The following is a 16,715-nucleotide window of genomic DNA, read 5'->3' as shown; positions in this document are numbered from 1 at the left end:
AATGGCGAGGAATAAAGACAGTCACCGCAAGTCGGGAAAATCCTCTTCCCAATACTCGTCCGGCAGACGCGCGGGCTCGGCTGCGCGCTCCATTTCGCGGCGCCGCAATTCGACGCGGCGGATCTTGCCGGAGATCGTCTTCGGCAGTTCGCTGAATTGCAGACGGCGAATCCGCTTGTACGGCGCGAGTTTTTCACGCGAGAACGCGAACACCGCGCGCGCGAGTTCGGGACCGGCTTCGTAGCCGTGACGCACGGTGACGAACGCCTTCGGCACCGACAGACGCAACGCGTCCGCGCTCGGCACGACGGCCGCCTCGCCGATCGCCTCGTGTTCGATCAGCACGCTTTCGAGTTCGAACGGACTCAGGCGATAGTCGGACGACTTGAACACGTCGTCCGAGCGGCCGACGTACACGTAGTAGCCGTCGTCGCGACGCAGCGCGACATCCGACGTGCGATAGAGGCCGTTGCGCATCGACTGCGCGGTCGCGTTGGCGTTGTTCGCGTAACCCGTCATCAGGCCGAGCGGCCGTTCTGCGAGCGGCAGCGCGATTTCGCCTTCGCCGACCGGTTGGTCGTCGGCGTCGAGCAGCTCGACCCGGTAGCCCGGCAGCGGACGCCCCATCGAGCCGGCCACGACCGGCTGGCCCGGCGAATTGCCGATCTGGCAGGTCGTTTCGGTCTGGCCGTAGCCATCGCGAATCGTAATGCCCCACGCGTGCTTGACGCGCTCGATGACCTCCGGATTCAGCGGCTCGCCGGCGCCGACGATTTCGCGCAGCTTCACCGGATAGTCGCCGAGCGGCTCCTGCACGAGCATGCGCCAGACGGTCGGCGGCGCGCACAGCGTGGTGACGTTGAAGCGCACGAGCGCGGCGAGTGTGTCTTTCGGCACGAAGCGCGGGACGTTGAACACGAACACGCAGGCCTGCGCGTTCCACGGCGCGAAGAAGCAGCTCCACGCGTGCTTGGCCCAACCCGGCGAGCTGATGTTCCAATGGATGTCGCCGGGTTGCAGGCCGATCCAGTACATCGTCGACAGATGCCCGACCGGGTAGCTCTGGTGCGTATGCTCGACCAGCTTCGGCTTCGAGGTGGTGCCGGACGTGAAGTACAGCAACAGCGGATCACTGGCGTGGGTGACGCCCTCCGGCGTGAAATGCGGCGAAGCCTCGTACGCGGCGGCAACATCGATCCAGTCGTCGCGCGGCGCACCGACCGACAGGCGGGTGAGCGGCACGTCGAGCGCATCGAATTTGCCCAGCTCCGCGCTGTCGACCACGACGAACTTCGCGCCGCCGATCTGCACGCGGTCGCGCACGTCGTCGGCGGATAGCTGCGTGGTGGAGGGCAGCACGATCGCGCCGAGCTTCATCGCGGCGAGCATCACGTCCCATAACTCGACGCGGTTCGGCAGCATCAGCAGCACACGGTCGCCGCGGCCGACGCCCGCGCCGCGCAGAAAGTTCGCCATCCGCGACGAGCGCTCCGACATCTGCGCGTACGACAGACGCAGGCCGTCGCTGGAAGGATCGTCGACGATCCACAGCGCGGGGTTGTCGTTGCCATGCGCCATCGCGTCGAAGTAGTCGAGCGCCCAGTTGAACTCGCCGAGCGCGGGCCACGCGAATTCGCGGTACGCGCGCTCGTAGTCGGTGCGATGGCGCACTAGCAGATCGCGCGCTTCGAGAAAGGCTTTCGCTGCTGTCATCGTCGTCTCCTGTCGACCAGAGTTAGCGCTTTAGCGCTTACTCCGGTCCCATGCAACGTAGTTGCGAGTGGCGCGGTCCGCGCTCGGTTATTTTCGCCGCGGTGATCCAGGCGAGCATCCACGGCCAGGCTATTGTGCGCTCAAACGCCGCCCTCAAACATGGCGCGCGATCACCATCCGCTGCACTTCGCTCGTCCCTTCGTAAATCTGCGTGATCCGTGCATCCCGATAGTGGCGCTCGACCGCATAGTCCTCCAGATAGCCGTAGCCGCCATGAATCTGGATCGCGTTCGAACAGATCTCCTCCGCAAGCTCCGACGCAAAAAGCTTCGCCTGCGACGCCTCCGACAGACACGGCCGCCCCGCCGAGCGCAGCCGTGCCGCGTGATGTACGAGCAGGCGCGCGGCATTCAGGCGCGTCGCCATGTCGGCAAGCATGTTCGCGATCGTCTGGTGGTCTTTCAGCGGCTTGCCGAACTGTTCGCGCTCGTTCGCGTAGCGGCGCGCGGCGTCGAACGCGGCGCGCGCAATGCCGACTGCCTGCGCGGCGATGCCGATGCGCCCGCCTTCGAGATTCGACAGCGCGATGCGCAGACCCTCGCCCGGCTCGCCGAGCAGATTGGCCTCGGGCACCGCGCACTGATCGAGCGAGATCGGACAGGTGTCGGACGCGCGAATGCCGAGCTTGTGCTCCGGCCGGCCGACGCCGAAACCCGGCGTCGAGGTCGGCACGATGAAGGCGGACAGGCCGCGCTTACCGCGCTCGGGATCGGTGACCGCGAACACGATCGCGACACCGGCGCGCGCACCGTTGGTCACGAACTGCTTGCTGCCGTTCAGAATCCACTGTCCGTCGCGCCGCTGCGCGCGGGTGCGCAGATTGTTCGCCTCGGAGCCCGCCTGCGGCTCGGTCAGGCAAAACGCACCGATCGTCCGGCCGTTGGCGAGCTCGCGCAGATAGCGGTCTTTCTGCGCGGCGCTGCCGAAGTTCAGGATCGGCGCGCAGCCGACCGAGTTGTGCACGCTCATCAGCGTCGCGCAGGCGGCGCAACCGGCCGCGATCTCTTCCAGCGCGAGCGCATAGGCGACGTAATCGGTGTAGGAGCCGCCCCACTCGGCCGGCACCATCATGCCCAGAAAGCCGAGTTCGCCCAACTGCGCGACGACCTCGGCCGGCAGTTGCGCGTCGCGATCCCATTGCGCCGCGTGCGGCGCGAGACATTCGGTCGCGAAGTCGCGCGCGGCGTCGCGGATCATCCGTTGTTCGTCGGTGTAGAAGCTGTCCATGACTGCATCCTCGTTGGTACTGCCGGCCGTGCTGGCGATCGCGGTGATGCGGCAAGTGTAGGCAAGCGGCCCGCGCCGTTCGATGCTCGCTCCGCTCATTCTTGCTGAGCGCTTTTGCCATACTGCTACCATGCACGTGCATGGAGCCTCGCCATTTCGGGGGCTTCATGAACCACGATCCAGCCTATGCTGAGCGCTTTTGCCAGAAAAGCCGAATCCCGATGAAAAGCGACAAAGGCACGATCTCCGTCAGTCTCGTCGAGGAAACGCTCGCGCTCGCGACGGCGCGCGGCCTCGACGCGCGAACGCTCGCCGAAGCGGCCGGCATTGCCGCTGCGATGCTCGCGTCGCCGAAAAGCCGCGTATCGTCGGCGCAATACGGCGCGCTGTGGGCCGGCATCGCACGCGCGCTCGACGACGAATTCTTCGGCCAGGACTCGCATCCGATGAAAAGCGGCAGCTTCATCGCGATGACGCAGACGGCGCTGGGCGCGCGCAACGGCGCGCAGGCGCTTGCGCGCGCGGTCGGCTTCATGCGGCTCGTGCTCGACGATCTCGGCGCGACGATCGACACCGACGCGCAGCGCGTGCGCCTGAAGTTCGTCGAGCGCGCGGGCACGCGCAAGCCGGCGATGTTCGCTTACGCGACGTATTTCATCCTCGTGTACGGGCTCGTGTGCTGGCTCGTCGGCCGGCGCATTCCGTTGCTCGAAGCGCGCTTTCGCTGCGCCGCGCCGCCGGCCGCGCACGAATACCGGCTGATGTTCTGCGAAGACATGTATTTCGACGAGCCCGAGTCGTCCGTCGATCTCGACGCTGCGTTTCTGGAACTGCCGGTGATCCAGACTTCGCGCTCGGCGCGGCCGTTTCTGCGCGATGCGCCGGGCAGCTTCATCGTCAAGTACCGCAATCCGGGTTCGCTCGCCGCGCGCGTGCGCAAGACGCTGCGCGCGCTGCCGATGTCGGGCTGGCCCGCGGCCGATCAGATGGCCGCGCGCCTGCACGTCGCCGAGGCGACGATGCGGCGGCACCTGAAGCAGGAGGGCCACACGTATCAGTCGATCAAGGACGCGCTGCGGCGCGACATCGCGATCGCCGAACTGCAGCGCACGCAGCGCACCATCGCCGATATCGCCAACGCCGTCGGCTTCGCGGAGCCGAGCGCGTTTCATCGCGCGTTCCGCAAATGGACCGGCATGCGCCCGACCGACTATCGGCCGGCCCGGGCCGCGGGGCTCGATCTCACGCGACGCGCCGAATCGGACTAAGCTTTAAGCGGCAACAGGCCAGCCTTGATCGAGGGTAGGGGCCCGCGCCGCCGGTTCGCGCCGGCTGGCGCGACGGCCGTCAGCGATGAACACGACTCCGCGTCTCCCGCTCCGGCAGTCCGGTCCGCGCAGGCCGCTTATCCGCGGCGGCATCGTGGGCCGTTTGATGCGCGGCATCGCCGTGCTCGGCGTGCTATGCGCGTTCGCCTTCGCGACGCGCGAAGCGCTGGCGCCGCTGCAAGCGGCCAATGCGGCGAGCGCGGCGAACGTCGCCGCCGCGACCGCCAACAGCGTCGTCGTGATTCCGGTGAATGGCGCGATCGGACCGGCCACCGCCGATTTCATCGTGCGTGGTTTGCAGCGCGCGGCCAGCGAGCGCGCACAGCTCGCGGTCCTGCAACTCGATACGCCCGGCGGCCTCGATACGTCGATGCGGCAGATCATCAAGGCGATCCTCGCCTCGCCGGTGCCGGTCGCAACCTTCATCGCGCCGAGCGGCGCGCGCGCGGCCAGCGCCGGCACCTACATCGTCTACGCGAGCCATATCGCGGCGATGGCGCCGGGCACCAACCTCGGCGCCGCGACGCCGATCCAGATGGGCATCGGCGGCAACGAGCCGCCCGCCGGCGGCCCGCCGGTAACGCCAGCCACCCCAGGTACGCCGGGGCTGCCGGACATGCGCACGCTGCCTGGCGGCGCGTCCGCGCCTGCGCCTGCGTCACCCGGCGCATCATCCGAAGCCGCCAGCGCACTGCCGCTCGACACCCAATCGACCGAACTGCGCAAGCAGGTCCACGATGCCGCCGCCTACATCCGCGGCCTCGCGCAGATGCGCGGCCGCAACGCCGACTGGGCCGAGCGCGCGGTCCGCGAAGCGGTGAGCCTGTCCGACGAGGAAGCGCTCGCGCAGCACGTCGTCGATATCGTCGCGCGCGACGTGCCGGACCTGCTGCGCCAGCTGGACGGCCGCACGTACGTCACGAGCGCGGGCAGCGTCACGCTGCACACCGCGCATGCGCCGCTGATCACGCTCGAACCCGACTGGCGCAGCCGCTTTCTCGCCGTGATCACCGATCCGAGCGTCGCGCTGATTCTGCTGATGCTCGGCATGTATGGCCTGTTCTTCGAATTCGCCAATCCGGGCTTCGTGCTGCCCGGCGTGGTCGGCGCGATCAGCCTGCTGCTCGGCCTGTTCGCGATGCAGATGCTGCCCATCAGCTACGTCGGCCTCGGGCTGATCTTTCTCGGCATCGCCTTCCTGATCGGCGAAGCGTTCCTGCCGACCTTCGGCTCGCTCGGCTTCGGCGGCGTGGTCGCGTTCGTGGTCGGCGCAATGATGCTGATGGATACCGACGTGCCCGGCTACGGCATCCCGCTGCCGCTGATCGCCGCGGTCGTCGTGTTCAGCGTCGCGTTCGTGCTCGGCGTGTCGCGGCTCGCGCTGCGCGCGCGGCGGCGGCCGGTCGTGACGGGCTCGGAGGCGCTGATCGGCTGCGTCGGCGTGGTGCTGGACGGCGGCTTGCTGCCCGAACCCGAACACGCGGCGGGCGGCCCGCTGGCCGGCTGGGCGCGCGTGCACGGCGAGCGCTGGCGCGTCTCGAGCACCACGCCGGCCGCGCCGGGTCAGAGCGTGCGCGTGACGGCGCGCAACGGCCTCACACTGACCGTGGTGCCCGTTACGTCGGTCGACGCCTTACAAGGAGAACGCTCATGATCGGCTTCACATTCGGCTTCGGCAGCATCCTGATCCTGCTCGTGGTCGCGCTGATTGCGTCGTCGGTGCGGATTTTTCGCGAGTACGAACGCGGCGTCGTGTTCATGCTCGGCCGCTTCTGGAAGGTCAAGGGGCCCGGGCTCGTATTGATCATTCCGATCGTGCAGCAGGCGGTGCGCATGGATTTGCGCACCATCGTGTTCGACGTGCCGACGCAAGACGTGATCACGCGCGACAACGTGTCGGTCAAGGTCAACGCGGTCGTGTATTTCCGCGTCGTCGATCCGGAGAAGGCGGTGATCCAGGTCGCGCGCTACTTCGAGGCGACCAGCCAGCTGGCGCAGACGACGCTGCGCGCGGTGCTCGGCAAGCACGACCTCGACCAGCTGCTGTCGGAGCGCGAGCAGCTGAACACCGACATCCAGAAAGTGCTCGACTCGCAAACCGACGCGTGGGGCATCAAGGTATCGATCGTCGAGATCAAGCACGTCGATATCAATGAAACGATGATCCGCGCGATTGCGCGTCAGGCCGAAGCCGAGCGCGAACGGCGCGCGAAGGTGATTCACGCGGAAGGCGAGTTGCAGGCATCGAAGCAATTGCTGGAGGCGGCCCAGACGCTCGCGCGGCAACCGCAGGCGATGCAGTTGCGCTATCTGCAGACGCTGGTGACGATCGCCGCCGACAAGAACTCGACGATCGTGTTTCCGCTGCCGATCGACCTCGTGAGTGCGGGGCTGGAACGCTTCAACAAGCCATCGGCGTGATAGGACGATATTTGTCAGGACATCCATTCGGCGCGGACTAGCGTCGACGTTTCGGCATACCCGCCCGCTTGCGCGTTGCTTGCGCTGACGTGGCGAACGAGGCTCGCGGCGGGTTCGATTTGCCGGCAGAAATGGTGCGTTGCTTGTACCGCCTTACCCGGCGCACCGAAAAACCACCAGGTCCGGCTGTTTTTCCGCTTCGCAGGAGCCCGCCATGAAACTGTCTTCCCGCATTGGACTCGGCGCGCTGTTGGCCGCCGTGGGTATCAGCACCGTCTACGCGCAAGCGGTGACGCAGCCCGCCGACCCGTCGGCGCCGAAAACGCGCGCCCAGGTCCGCGCTGACCTCGCGGAATGGCTCGCCGCCGGCTACGACCCGCTCGACTGGATCGACTATCCGGAGAACGCGCAGCGCGCGGGCCGCATCGTCGCGCAACACCGCGAGCAGCAGCAAGGCAACGCCCCGACGGCCGTGCAGTAAAGCGGTCGCGGCTGGCGTAGTCGCAGCCTGAATGCCGCCCGCCGCGAGCGGCATGGCACGGCTTGCGTCGCGGCAAGGTATCATCCGGTCCCTCCATCCCCCACGCAGCAAACCAGCCGCACACAGCCGGAACCCGCGCCATGCCAATCTGGGTCGATGCCGACGCCTGCCCGGCCGTCGTCAAGGACATGCTTTATCGCGCGGCGCGCCGGACCGGCATGCCGCTGACGCTGGTCGCCAATTCGTTTCTGCGCGTGCCGCCGTCGCCGCTGATCCGCGCGATCCAGGTGCCGGCCGGCTTCGACGCCGCCGATCAGTTGATCGTCGAGCGCGTCGTCGCGGGCGACCTCGTGATCACCGCCGACATCCCGCTCGCCGCCGCCGTGCTGGCAAAAAATGCCCACGCGCTCGATCCGCGCGGCAACTGGTACACGCCCGGCACGATCGAAGAACGGCTGCGCATGCGCTCGATGCTCGACCAGTTGCGCTCGAGCGGCGTCGACACGGGCGGGCCGGCCGCCTTCAGCGCGCGCGATGGCAAGGCGTTTGCTGGCGAACTCGATCGCTGGCTCGCGCGTCAGGCGCCTCGCGGTGATGCGCAGGCGCCACAGTCGCACGGCAAACCGCCCGCCTGACGGGCCCGGGCGGCCTGCTGGCGCCGCCACAGGCGCCGGGGCGCTGCCATTCGTGATTACAATTCCGCCGTAACGCCGCCGCGCGGCCTGCCTTGCCGCGCCGCGCTGTCACCGCCTCGATGACAAAAACACTGTCTGAACGACGAAAGAGAGAAAACCCGCCACATGGACTCGATCAAACGCTACTTCGGCTTCGACGCCGTCGACACCAACCTGCGCACCGAAGTGCTAGCCGGCGTGACCACTTTCCTGACGATGGCCTACATCATCTTCGTGAACCCGGCGATTCTCGGCGACGCCGGCATGCCGAAGAGCGCGGTGTTCGTCGCGACCTGCCTCGTGGCCGCGCTCGCGTCGCTGATCATGGGTCTGTACGCGAACTACCCGATCGCGCTCGCGCCCGGCATGGGCCTGAACGCGTACTTCGCATACACGGTCGTCAAGGGCATGGGCTACACGTGGCAGGCCGCGCTCGGCGCGGTGTTCATCTCCGGGTGCCTGTTCCTGATCGTCACGCTGTTCCGCGTGCGCGAGGTGATCGTCAAGGGCATTCCGCATTCGATCCGCATCGCGATCACCGGCGGCATCGGTCTCTTTCTCGCGATCATTTCGCTGAAGTCGGCCGGCGTGGTGGTCGGCAATCCGGCCACGCTCGTCACGCTCGGCAATCTGCATGACCCGCACGTCGTGCTCGCGGCGGTCGGCTTCTTCGGCATCGTCACGCTGGATCATATGCGTGTGCGCGGTTCGATCCTGATCGGTATCGTCGGCGTGACGATCCTGAGCTTTTTCTTTGGCGGCAACCAGTTTCACGGCATCGTGTCCGCGCCGCCGTCGATCGCGCCGACGCTGTTGCAGCTCGATATCCGCAGCGCGCTGTCGAGTGGCGTGCTGAACGTGGTGCTGGTGTTCTTCCTCGTCGAGCTGTTCGATGCGACCGGCACGCTGATGGGCGTCGCGAACCGCGCGGGGCTGCTGGTGGAAGGCAAGATGCATCGGCTGAACCGCGCGCTGCTCGCGGACAGCACCGCGATTCTCGCCGGCTCGATGCTCGGTACTTCGTCGACGACGGCGTATATCGAAAGCGCATCGGGCGTGCAGGCCGGCGGCCGTACCGGCATGACCGCGATCACGGTCGCCGTGCTGTTCGTCGCGGCGCTGTTTTTCGCGCCGCTCGCCGAAGTGGTGCCGCCGTATGCGACCGCGCCCGCGCTGCTGTACGTGTCGTGCCTGATGCTGCGCGAACTGGTCGACCTGCCGTGGGACGACGCGACCGAAGTCGTGCCGGCCGCGCTGACCGCGCTGCTGATGCCGTTCACCTACTCGATCGCGAACGGCGTCGCGTTCGGCTTCATCTCGTACGCGGGACTCAAGCTGCTGACGGGCCAGGCACGCCAGGTGAAGCTGGTCGTGTGGATCATCGCGGCGATTTTCCTGTTCCGGTATTTCTATCTCGGCAGCGAATGAGGAGGTCGCGCTCGCGCGGCCGGGGGTCGAATGTGTCGTTGGGTTCGGGGACCGTTTATCATCCGATGTTTCGAATGATGATCGACCGGGTCGCGATCGACTCGGTCGCCGCGGCACGGGTCGCCACCCCAGGAGCCTTGATGTCCTCATATAACCGCACGACGGACCGCTACACGAAGCCCGCGATTTTCTTCCACTGGATGATTTTTCTGCTGGTCGCGCTGGCCTATCTGGCCATCGAAATCCGCGGCCCGCGCGGCTCCGACAGCCGCGCGTTCTGGACCGGCGTGCATTATTGGGCCGGCACGCTGGTGCTCGGGCTGGCCGTGTTGCGGCTGCTGTGGAGACTGTGGGCCGGCGCGCCGGAGGAGCTCGAAAGCAATCGGCTGCTCGCTTTTCTCGGGCGCTCCGCGCACCTCGCGCTCTATGTGTTCATCTTCGCGCAGCCGCTGCTCGGCATGCTGATGGTCAATGCGGGCGGGCGGCCGGTGTCGCTCGCATGGACGGACATCAGCTTCACGCTGGTGCGTGCGGATGCGATCGCGCGGCCGCTGTTGAAGGACGCGCACGAGTGGCTCGGCAACGTGTTCTATTGGGTGATCGGACTGCACGCGCTCGCGGCGATCGCGCACCATGTGGTGTTCAAGGATCGGGCGCGGCGGCGGATCATTTGAAAGTAATGGAGTTGGCTGCGTGCCGCCGATGCATGGCACGCGGTCGCGGCTTGCGCGCAGGCCAGCCAGCGGCAGCGGCGCGGGTGAATCCGAACTTCGCGCTTCGGCAGCAGTCGCGCTTGCCGAAGCTGCGGTACCGGTAGCCAGCCGATAGTTTCAGATCGGTCAGTTGCGCCAGTTCGCCTCGTAAAACCGCACGTAACCGCTTCTGAGCACGAGACACTGCGCGCGCGTTTCCGACAACAGCCGGCGCGTGGCGGCCTCGATGCGCGGCCGGTGCGCGTCGAACGCGACGATCATGTCCTCCAGCCGGGGGGACGCGGCGCCGAAGTGATCTTCGAGCGCTTCCGCGGTGATCATGCACTCCACCCTCTGCCCATCGACCATTGCCGGAAACGCCAAAGTAAGTTCGCGACCTGAATATTCAGGGGCTTCGTTCGGGAATTGGATCTGCATGGGAGTCACCTGGAAGAGTGCGCGCACGATGCGCTCGGGTAATGCACGCGCTGATTGCTTGCTATCGCGTCCGCCACTCGTTCCTCCTTGTCCCATGCAGCCGACGCGGGCCGTCGCCTCGACGCGGCATCGTCAGTTCGCGCCACGCGGAGGTGAATTGATTTACTTTAGACGAGTTCGGGCCAGGTGCAAGATTTCCCCGATTTTTTCTTGAAGGCGCGACTGACGCGCCGATGTTGCGGCGCGGCATAAAGCGGTGTCCGATCCCGTGTAAAGTGTCGCGCACCTAGTCATTCACCTGCACGATGTCCGCCCCCACCCGCCCGCCTGTGGTTCGCGTCGAACCGCTCGGCCAGAGCTTCGAAGCGCCCGATTCGCTGACGATTCTCGAAGCCGCCGCTTTCGCCAATCTGCGTTTGCCGCGTTCGTGCCGCAACGGCACGTGCCGAACATGCTTGTGCCGGATGACGTCTGGGCGTGTGCGCTACTCGATTGAATGGCCCGGCGTGAGCCGCGAGGAAAAGGCGGACGGTTATATCCTGCCGTGCGTGGCGGTCGCGGAAACCGACGTGGTGATCGAAGTGCCGGATGCGGTCGCGATACCGGCACGGTGAGCGGGAGCGTAGGGGCCTGGCGCCCCGCTAGCCGACGCTTTCACGCGCTGTGTCTTACCGCCCGTTGCCCATTGCGCGGGCAATTTTCTTGTCCGTGTTGTACTGGCTCAGCGAATACACCGACCAGATGGCCGCCGGCACCCAGCCGATCAGCGTGATTTGCAGAATCAGGCAGATGATGCCCGCAAACGGACGGCCGATCGTGAAAAACTGCAGCCACGGCAGAATGATGGCAAGCAAAAGACGCATTCGGTTTTCCTGTTCCTGTGATTACGGCAGCATGGGTGAGTCCGCGGGGGACGCATCTGCCTCGTTGCTGAACTCATCGAGCGGCGCAAAACGCGGCACCTTGATGCCTTCCTGCTCAACCAGCTCGAAAAACACCGTCGCTGGACGGGTCCAGATCGTACCATTGGCCGCCTTGTAGACGATCATCGTGACCGTCGGATCCGATTCGAGCGTGGCCTCGCACACCAGTTCGTAAATGCCGCCTTTGTAGTGTCGGTAGCGCATGGTGTGTGACCTCATTTTGGGCGTCGTCGATGCATTTTCAAGCACGGCGCGCCTGAGCTCAGCCGCCCTCTTTCATCTGCTTCAGGATCTTGTAGACGGTCGCGCGGCCCATCGTGAGCACCGCGGCCACGTAATTCGCCGAGCTGCGGCCGCGAAACGCGCCCTGCGCGTGCAGCGCCTCGACGATTTCACGCTTGTGCTCGCGCGTCAGCGCATTGATGCCGATTTGCCGGTCGCGCAGCCACGTGTGCAGATACGTGTTGATGCGGTCCTGCCAGTCGTCGCGGAACAGTTCGTCGGCAGGCGCGCCCGTCATCGCGCCGCCCTTGATGAACAGATCGAGCGTCGAGCGCACATCCTCGAACACCGCGATGTTGAAGTTCACGCACAGGATGCCGGCGGGCTTGCCGTCGTCGTCGAACAGGATGTTGCTCACGCAGCGCATGCGGCGGCCGTCCCAGTTCAGCTTCTCATAGGGGCCGATGGTCTGGCCGCGCGCCGCGAAGTGCGCGTCGTCGAGCACCGACGGCGCGCCCACCTCGAGCCGCGACAGATTGTTCACCAGATACGCGATGGTCTGATCGCGCAAATCGTGAATCACCACCTCGGCGCACGGATAGAGCAGCGCGGCGATGCCGTCGGCGATCGGCGCGTAGCGCTTCAGCAGCAGGTCTTTGACAGGAGACACGTTCGGGTTGCGCATGGAAAAAACGCGAGGTTCGAAGGAGGCGGCGCGCAATAGCGGATGACGCCGAAGCCAGATGCCCGCAGTGGACGCCGGCGCGCCCGCTCGGTCCGCAATTCAGGAAGTCGCCATTGTAGCGGCCTCGCGCTGGCGCCGCGACTCGACGCCGGACGGCAATTTTGTCTACCTCGCAAGCGCATTTTTTTCGTGCGATAAACACTGATCCGCCGACACCCAACCGAACGGAGCCAACTGATGGCCACACTCGAAGCGCTTCGCGCCGTGCTCGACGACAAGCGCACGCCGGAGATCATTCGCAACCACATCATCGATTCGCTGCAGTACGCGCTGCGCAACCATGGTCAGGTCTTCACGGCCAAGGAAGTCGAATGGTTGACCGGCTGGGACGATGCGCGCCTGCCGCGGGCGGCCGCGCGCGAATTGCAGAAGCGCGTCGCCGAGACGTCGCGCTGACGCACGCGTTCGGATAGGAGCCTCGCGCGCGCCACTCGCGCAATTCGCGCGTCAGTCGCCCGTCCCGCCTCCGACACGACTTCGCCAACCGCCCGCGAAGCCCTGCCAGTCGGGCGTTCCGGTCGCGCGCTGAAGTTTGCACTATCCAATCAGGGCTATTTCAGGCATGATATTGCAATAGTTGCACCTCGCACCCATATAGCACTGGCAGCACCAGGCAGTCTCAACCCGGCATCTCCGCACCACCCCCGACTGTTCGACCGCCCTTTATCGGCGATCCCGTCACTCCGGCAATGCGCCGCCCGCATTCGCCGTCGCGAGAAGTACACCGAGCGGTTCAGCATCATGCGTCCGGCGCCCGAATTGACGCGCCGCTTCAGCGTTTTTTCGGTCGAATCCGCGTTTTCGCGCGACCGCTCGAGCCATTGTCATTGAGCCCGCCGGGTCTAGCAGGCCTGTGCCAACCATTTTTAACGCGGCGCGCCCGTCGGTGCTGCGCCGCCGGTCCGCGCCGTGACGCGTCAAAGGAGCGTTGCCGGAAGCAGCGCCCCGCAGGCGGCGCGTGGACCACGCAATACAGGACATGTTTCTCATGAATCCAGCAGTCAAGACCTACAAGGGTTACGAAATTCACCCGCTCGTTTATCCGCGCCGCCCCCCGGGCGCGCAAGCGACCCGCAATCCGGGCGCCGGTTACGACGCGTCGGTGCGCATCTGCCGCGTCGGCGCCAATCCGGCAGCCGACGGCCGGGTATTTCGCCTGCAGTATCTGTTTCCGTTCGACGGCATGGGCAAGGCGCGCATCGCGTGCATGGCGCATGCGGAACGGCTGATCGACGGCCAGGTGAGCGGTCAGTCGGTCACCGATCTTTGAGCGGCGTCATCGGCGCGTCACTCATGTCGCGCAGCGTGCTTTCGGGCGCCGCTGCTTTTCAAACGAATCCACAGTCGCGCCGCTCGCAATGCCTGCGGCCGGTTTCCCCTTTATCCCATCGACCAGGAGTTATGCATGGCGAAAGAAGAACTGCTTGAACTTGACGGTATCGTCGACGAAGTGCTTCCGGATAGCCGCTACCGCGTGACGCTCGACAACGGCGTCGTGGTCGGCGCCTATGCGTCCGGGCGCATGCGCAAGAACCATATCCGTATTCTCGCGGGCGATCGCGTGACGCTCGAATTGTCGGTCTACGACCTGACCAAGGGGCGGATCAATTTCCGCCACAAGGACGAGCGTGCGAGTGGCGGCGGTGCGCCACGGCAAGCGGCGCGGCGGAGGTAAGCAGGGGTCACGGCGCCGCCCTGCGTACCTGTGATGTTGTGCAGGCGATGCGGGCAGCCCGCCCGAACCCATGCGAAAGCGCGAGGCCCGACAGACTCGCGCCATACCTTCCGACTCCGCGTTCTGCTTGAACGCGCTACGTCAGCCTCGCCGCCCAAGCGCGTGAAATAGACGTCTTCCCTGACATTCGGGATGCTTTCCAGCGCATGCGCGAACGTCGTACGCCGCAACACGCGCGGCGTCTTGATTGGAATCTGGCGGCACGCCGCTTCGGCGACCGCGCACGTCGCAGCACGTCTCGCTAAACTCCAAACACCGCACCCAAATCCTCCCCACCCGCGCTTTTGCGCACCTGCTCGACCACCCGCTCCTCCTGCTCCATCTGCACCCGCTGCTGACCTCGATCAGCCCGTTGATGACGACGATTCGCGGACGCGACCGGCTTGAGCTTCTACGGCGCGTCATTGCTGACCAGTCTGCCGGTGGTCGCGATGGGCGCCGGCGCGTTCGGCGCGGCGGTTGCGCCGCTCGTGGCCGGCATCGTGCGCGACTGGAGCGGCGGATTCGTCGCCGCGTGGATCATGCTCACCGGCTGCATCGCCGCGATGATGGCGGTGACCTTGCTGTTTTCACCGCGCAGTTATTCGCGCTGGCTTTAAGGCTCCAAGGCTGCGGCCGCTACGAACGCGCTGCGCCGCTTCGGTGCATCGGGCGTCCGCTGTCCTGCATGCCCCTCGCCGGTGCAGCGCGACCGGCGTGGCCGCGTCACCTCTTTCGCGGACGATTCGCAGCGATCGCCCGCAACAAACCCCAATTGATCCCCGCCATTCGCGCGAATGCGCTCACACACCTCGCCAAGCCCCGTCGCGCGAAGACTGGCATATCCATTGCTTTACCCATTGCTTTACTGTTGGTCAGATGTCCCTTCCCCCGACTCCATGCTGCGTGTTCTCCTTGTCACCGACACTGACAAACCCATCGGCGATCTGCGCGACGCGCTCGCCTGTCTCGGCTGCGAAATGCTCTCCGGCACCGCGACGCCGCAGGCGCTGCATCGCGCGGTTCAGGACGAGCGGCCCGACGTCATCATCATCGATACGGAGTCGCCGTCGCGCGATACGCTCGAACAGCTCGCCGTGATGCACGCGAGCGCGCCGCGCCCCGTGCTGATGTTCAGCCACGACGCTAACCAGCAACTGATCCGCCAAGCGGTCAACGCGGGCGTCACCGCGTATCTGGTCGAAGGCCTCGCGACCGAGCGGCTCGCGCCGATTCTCGAAGTCGCGCTCGCGCGTTTCGCGCAGGAGTCGCAATTGCGCGAGCGGCTCGCGCAGGCCGAAAACGAACTGGCCGAGCGCAAGCTGATCGATCGCGCGAAACGCCTGCTCATGGATCAGCAGAAACTCACCGAACCGGCCGCCTACGCGAGTCTGCGCAAACGCGCGATGAACCAGGGCGTCAAACTCGCCGAGGTGGCACGCGAGGTCGTCGCGTCGGCCGGCTCGCTCAAATGATGCGCTCATGAATCCAGCCACTTCCGTCACCGCCGCGGCCTTTGCGGAGCCGCCTGAAAAGACCCATCTGCGGCTCGGTTTCGTCGCGTTGTCCGACGCGGCACCGCTGATCGCGGCGAAGCTGCTCGAGTTCGGCCATGCGCACGGGCTCACGCTCGAACTGTGCCGCCAGCCGTCGTGGGCCGCCGTGCGCGACAAGCTGCTAGCCGGCGATCTCGACGCCGCGCACGCGCTTTACGGGCTCGTGTATGGCGTGCAGCTCGGCCTCGGCGGCCCGCGCACCGACATGGCCGTGCTGATGGTGCTGAACCGCAACGGCCAGGCGATCACGCTGTCGAATCGGCTCGCCGATGCGCTCGCGAAGCATGGCACATTGCGCGAGGCGCTCGCGACGCTCGGCCGCAAGCCGGTGTTCGCGCACACCTTCCCGACCGGCACGCATGCGATGTGGCTGTACTACTGGCTCGCGGCGCAAGGCGTCGATCCGTTGCGCGACATCGACAGTGTCGCGATTCCGCCGCCGCAAATGGTCGCCGCGCTTGCCGAAGACCGGCTCGACGGTCTGTGCGTCGGCGAGCCATGGAATGAAATGGCCGAGGCGCACGGCGTCGGCAAAACGATCGCTTATTCGAGCGAGGTGTGGCCCGAGCATCCCGAGAAAGTGCTCGCCTGCCGAGGCGATTTCGTCGATGCGCATCCGCGCACGACGCGCGCGCTCGTGCAGACCGTGCTCGAAGCGTGCCGCTGGCTCGACGGCGCCGGGCATCGCGACGAGATCGCCCGCTGGCTCGCGCGGCCCGATTACATCGGTATCGACGAGACGCTGATCGCGGCGCGGCTCGGCGACCACCTCGACACGGCGAACCCGCGCCGCCTGCCGATGCGTTTCTTCGACGACGGCGCGGTCAACTATCCGCATCCATTCGAAGGCGCGTGGTTCCTCACGCAGTTCGAGCGCTGGGGGATCATCGATGCGCACAACGACTACGACGCGGTCGCCGCGCGCATCAACCAGACGCAGTTGTATCGCGAGGCCGCCGCACGCGTGAACGTGCCGGTGCCCGGCGAGGACGTCACAAGGGAACTGATCGATGGCGCGGTGTGGGGAAGCGGCTCACCATCCGCCGCTTATGCGCGGCGTTTTGCGATCCGCCGCTGAGCGGACCGCACGCGA

Annotated in this window: 19 protein-coding genes and 1 pseudogene; 14 read left to right on the top strand and 6 right to left on the bottom strand. The window is 66.2% G+C overall.

Annotation, left to right across the window (positions count from 1 at the left end):
- Nucleotides 1–21: 21 nt before the first annotated feature.
- Together F6X40_RS01185 and F6X40_RS01180 are read right to left on the bottom strand one after the other, a co-directional pair.
- The gene (locus F6X40_RS01185; RefSeq protein WP_187626551.1) at nucleotides 22–1,713 is read right to left on the bottom strand and encodes an AMP-binding protein; all 1,692 of its coding nucleotides are present in this window, start codon (nucleotides 1,711–1,713) and stop codon (nucleotides 22–24) included.
- 153 nt (nucleotides 1,714–1,866) lie between these two features.
- A complete protein-coding gene (locus F6X40_RS01180) occupies nucleotides 1,867–3,000 on the bottom strand; it encodes an acyl-CoA dehydrogenase family protein (RefSeq protein ID WP_187626566.1) in 1,134 nt (377 codons plus the stop codon).
- A gap of 221 nt (nucleotides 3,001–3,221) precedes the next feature.
- Between F6X40_RS01180 and F6X40_RS01175 the strand changes: the two genes are divergently transcribed.
- The 7 genes from F6X40_RS01175 (at nucleotide 3,222) to F6X40_RS01145 (ending at nucleotide 10,006) form a co-directional block, all read left to right on the top strand.
- Nucleotides 3,222–4,268, top strand: a complete 1,047-nt coding sequence (locus F6X40_RS01175) for an AraC family transcriptional regulator (protein ID WP_187626550.1) — start codon at nucleotides 3,222–3,224, stop codon at nucleotides 4,266–4,268.
- An 85-nt stretch (nucleotides 4,269–4,353) separates the two neighbouring features.
- The gene (locus F6X40_RS01170; RefSeq protein ID WP_187626549.1) at nucleotides 4,354–5,982 is read left to right on the top strand and encodes an NfeD family protein; all 1,629 of its coding nucleotides are present in this window, start codon (nucleotides 4,354–4,356) and stop codon (nucleotides 5,980–5,982) included.
- On the top strand, nucleotides 5,979–6,749 hold the full coding sequence (locus F6X40_RS01165; protein ID WP_184031463.1) for a slipin family protein: 771 nt from the start codon (nucleotides 5,979–5,981) through the stop codon (nucleotides 6,747–6,749). Before F6X40_RS01170 ends, F6X40_RS01165 begins: the two co-directional genes overlap by 4 nt.
- A 214-nt stretch (nucleotides 6,750–6,963) precedes the next feature.
- A complete protein-coding gene (locus F6X40_RS01160) occupies nucleotides 6,964–7,230 on the top strand; it encodes a DUF4148 domain-containing protein (protein WP_184054530.1) in 267 nt (88 codons plus the stop codon).
- Nucleotides 7,231–7,370: 140 nt separating this feature from the next.
- Nucleotides 7,371–7,865, top strand: a complete 495-nt coding sequence (locus tag F6X40_RS01155) for a YaiI/YqxD family protein (protein ID WP_090806534.1) — start codon at nucleotides 7,371–7,373, stop codon at nucleotides 7,863–7,865.
- Between the two features lie 165 nt (nucleotides 7,866–8,030).
- A complete protein-coding gene (locus tag F6X40_RS01150) occupies nucleotides 8,031–9,332 on the top strand; it encodes an NCS2 family permease (protein WP_184062724.1) in 1,302 nt (433 codons plus the stop codon).
- Nucleotides 9,333–9,472: 140 nt separating this feature from the next.
- Entirely contained in the window at nucleotides 9,473–10,006 is a 534-nt protein-coding gene (locus F6X40_RS01145) for a cytochrome b (protein ID WP_187626548.1), read from the top strand.
- 165 nt (nucleotides 10,007–10,171) lie between these two features.
- On the opposite strand, the gene F6X40_RS01140 is transcribed toward F6X40_RS01145, so the two are convergent.
- Nucleotides 10,172–10,462, bottom strand: coding sequence for a DUF1488 domain-containing protein (locus tag F6X40_RS01140; protein WP_026226687.1), 291 nt, complete (start codon nucleotides 10,460–10,462; stop codon nucleotides 10,172–10,174).
- A gap of 305 nt (nucleotides 10,463–10,767) precedes the next feature.
- Here F6X40_RS01140 and F6X40_RS01135 point away from each other — a divergent pair, with 305 nt between their 5' ends.
- On the top strand, nucleotides 10,768–11,076 hold the full coding sequence (locus F6X40_RS01135; RefSeq protein ID WP_184062727.1) for a 2Fe-2S iron-sulfur cluster-binding protein: 309 nt from the start codon (nucleotides 10,768–10,770) through the stop codon (nucleotides 11,074–11,076).
- A gap of 54 nt (nucleotides 11,077–11,130) precedes the next feature.
- On the opposite strand, the gene F6X40_RS01130 is transcribed toward F6X40_RS01135, so the two are convergent.
- The 3 genes from F6X40_RS01130 to F6X40_RS01120 are packed head-to-tail and all read right to left on the bottom strand — an operon-like array spanning nucleotide 11,131 to nucleotide 12,292.
- Nucleotides 11,131–11,325 carry a YqaE/Pmp3 family membrane protein gene (locus F6X40_RS01130; RefSeq protein WP_090806541.1) on the bottom strand — a complete coding sequence of 65 codons (195 nt, stop codon included), beginning with the start codon at nucleotides 11,323–11,325 and terminating at the stop codon, nucleotides 11,131–11,133.
- Between the two features lie 21 nt (nucleotides 11,326–11,346).
- Nucleotides 11,347–11,604 (bottom strand): DUF1653 domain-containing protein, encoded by a 258-nt coding sequence (locus F6X40_RS01125; RefSeq protein ID WP_262421324.1) that lies wholly within the window; start codon nucleotides 11,602–11,604, stop codon nucleotides 11,347–11,349.
- Between the two features lie 43 nt (nucleotides 11,605–11,647).
- A complete protein-coding gene (locus F6X40_RS01120) occupies nucleotides 11,648–12,292 on the bottom strand; it encodes a transcriptional regulator (RefSeq protein ID WP_184062729.1) in 645 nt (214 codons plus the stop codon).
- Nucleotides 12,293–12,529: 237 nt separating this feature from the next.
- On the opposite strand from F6X40_RS01120, the gene F6X40_RS01115 reads away from it, so the two are divergent.
- From F6X40_RS01115 to F6X40_RS01085, 6 genes and pseudogenes are all read left to right on the top strand, one after another.
- A complete protein-coding gene (locus F6X40_RS01115; RefSeq protein ID WP_184062730.1) occupies nucleotides 12,530–12,748 on the top strand; it encodes a hypothetical protein in 219 nt (72 codons plus the stop codon).
- 592 nt (nucleotides 12,749–13,340) lie between these two features.
- Complete coding sequence (locus F6X40_RS01110; RefSeq protein ID WP_184062731.1) at nucleotides 13,341–13,622, top strand: hypothetical protein; 282 nt, start codon at nucleotides 13,341–13,343, stop codon at nucleotides 13,620–13,622.
- A 135-nt stretch (nucleotides 13,623–13,757) separates the two neighbouring features.
- Complete coding sequence (gene infA / locus F6X40_RS01105; RefSeq protein ID WP_184031475.1) at nucleotides 13,758–14,027, top strand: translation initiation factor IF-1; 270 nt, start codon at nucleotides 13,758–13,760, stop codon at nucleotides 14,025–14,027.
- Nucleotides 14,028–14,352: 325 nt separating this feature from the next.
- A pseudogene (locus tag F6X40_RS43415) lies at nucleotides 14,353–14,546 on the top strand (hypothetical protein); the annotation flags it as partial.
- A gap of 419 nt (nucleotides 14,547–14,965) precedes the next feature.
- Nucleotides 14,966–15,541, top strand: a complete 576-nt coding sequence (locus tag F6X40_RS01090; protein WP_187616258.1) for an ANTAR domain-containing response regulator — start codon at nucleotides 14,966–14,968, stop codon at nucleotides 15,539–15,541.
- Nucleotides 15,542–15,548: 7 nt separating this feature from the next.
- Nucleotides 15,549–16,700 (top strand): CmpA/NrtA family ABC transporter substrate-binding protein, encoded by a 1,152-nt coding sequence (locus F6X40_RS01085; protein ID WP_187626546.1) that lies wholly within the window; start codon nucleotides 15,549–15,551, stop codon nucleotides 16,698–16,700.
- Nucleotides 16,701–16,715 lie beyond the last annotated feature (15 nt).

The organism is Paraburkholderia sp. UCT31, from assembly GCF_014397655.1.
In the GTDB taxonomy this organism is placed as follows: Bacteria; Pseudomonadota; Gammaproteobacteria; order Burkholderiales; family Burkholderiaceae; genus Paraburkholderia; species Paraburkholderia tuberum.
The sequence above is the reverse complement of the archived record's forward strand: the minus strand, read 5'-3'. Positions and strand labels throughout refer to the sequence as shown.

Bases quoted from the DNA above. Each gene is read 5' to 3' on its own strand.
- F6X40_RS01085 (WP_187626546.1), top strand. From the start codon at position 15,549: ATGAATCCAGCCACTTCCGTCACCGCCGCGGCCTTTGCGGAGCCGCCT.
- F6X40_RS01165 (WP_184031463.1), top strand. From the start codon at position 5,979: ATGATCGGCTTCACATTCGGCTTCGGCAGCATCCTGATCCTGCTCGTG.
- F6X40_RS01155 (WP_090806534.1), top strand. From the start codon at position 7,371: ATGCCAATCTGGGTCGATGCCGACGCCTGCCCGGCCGTCGTCAAGGAC.
- F6X40_RS01110 (WP_184062731.1), top strand. From the start codon at position 13,341: ATGAATCCAGCAGTCAAGACCTACAAGGGTTACGAAATTCACCCGCTC.
- F6X40_RS01090 (WP_187616258.1), top strand. From the start codon at position 14,966: ATGCTGCGTGTTCTCCTTGTCACCGACACTGACAAACCCATCGGCGAT.
- F6X40_RS01185 (WP_187626551.1), bottom strand. From the start codon at position 1,713: ATGACAGCAGCGAAAGCCTTTCTCGAAGCGCGCGATCTGCTAGTGCGC.
- F6X40_RS01120 (WP_184062729.1), bottom strand. From the start codon at position 12,292: ATGCGCAACCCGAACGTGTCTCCTGTCAAAGACCTGCTGCTGAAGCGC.
- F6X40_RS01160 (WP_184054530.1), top strand. From the start codon at position 6,964: ATGAAACTGTCTTCCCGCATTGGACTCGGCGCGCTGTTGGCCGCCGTG.
- F6X40_RS01150 (WP_184062724.1), top strand. From the start codon at position 8,031: ATGGACTCGATCAAACGCTACTTCGGCTTCGACGCCGTCGACACCAAC.
- F6X40_RS01135 (WP_184062727.1), top strand. From the start codon at position 10,768: ATGTCCGCCCCCACCCGCCCGCCTGTGGTTCGCGTCGAACCGCTCGGC.
- infA (WP_184031475.1), top strand. From the start codon at position 13,758: ATGGCGAAAGAAGAACTGCTTGAACTTGACGGTATCGTCGACGAAGTG.
- F6X40_RS01180 (WP_187626566.1), bottom strand. From the start codon at position 3,000: ATGGACAGCTTCTACACCGACGAACAACGGATGATCCGCGACGCCGCG.
- F6X40_RS01140 (WP_026226687.1), bottom strand. From the start codon at position 10,462: ATGCAGATCCAATTCCCGAACGAAGCCCCTGAATATTCAGGTCGCGAA.
- F6X40_RS01175 (WP_187626550.1), top strand. From the start codon at position 3,222: ATGAAAAGCGACAAAGGCACGATCTCCGTCAGTCTCGTCGAGGAAACG.
- F6X40_RS01145 (WP_187626548.1), top strand. From the start codon at position 9,473: ATGTCCTCATATAACCGCACGACGGACCGCTACACGAAGCCCGCGATT.
- F6X40_RS01130 (WP_090806541.1), bottom strand. From the start codon at position 11,325: ATGCGTCTTTTGCTTGCCATCATTCTGCCGTGGCTGCAGTTTTTCACG.
- F6X40_RS01170 (WP_187626549.1), top strand. From the start codon at position 4,354: ATGAACACGACTCCGCGTCTCCCGCTCCGGCAGTCCGGTCCGCGCAGG.
- F6X40_RS01115 (WP_184062730.1), top strand. From the start codon at position 12,530: ATGGCCACACTCGAAGCGCTTCGCGCCGTGCTCGACGACAAGCGCACG.
- F6X40_RS01125 (WP_262421324.1), bottom strand. From the start codon at position 11,604: ATGAGGTCACACACCATGCGCTACCGACACTACAAAGGCGGCATTTAC.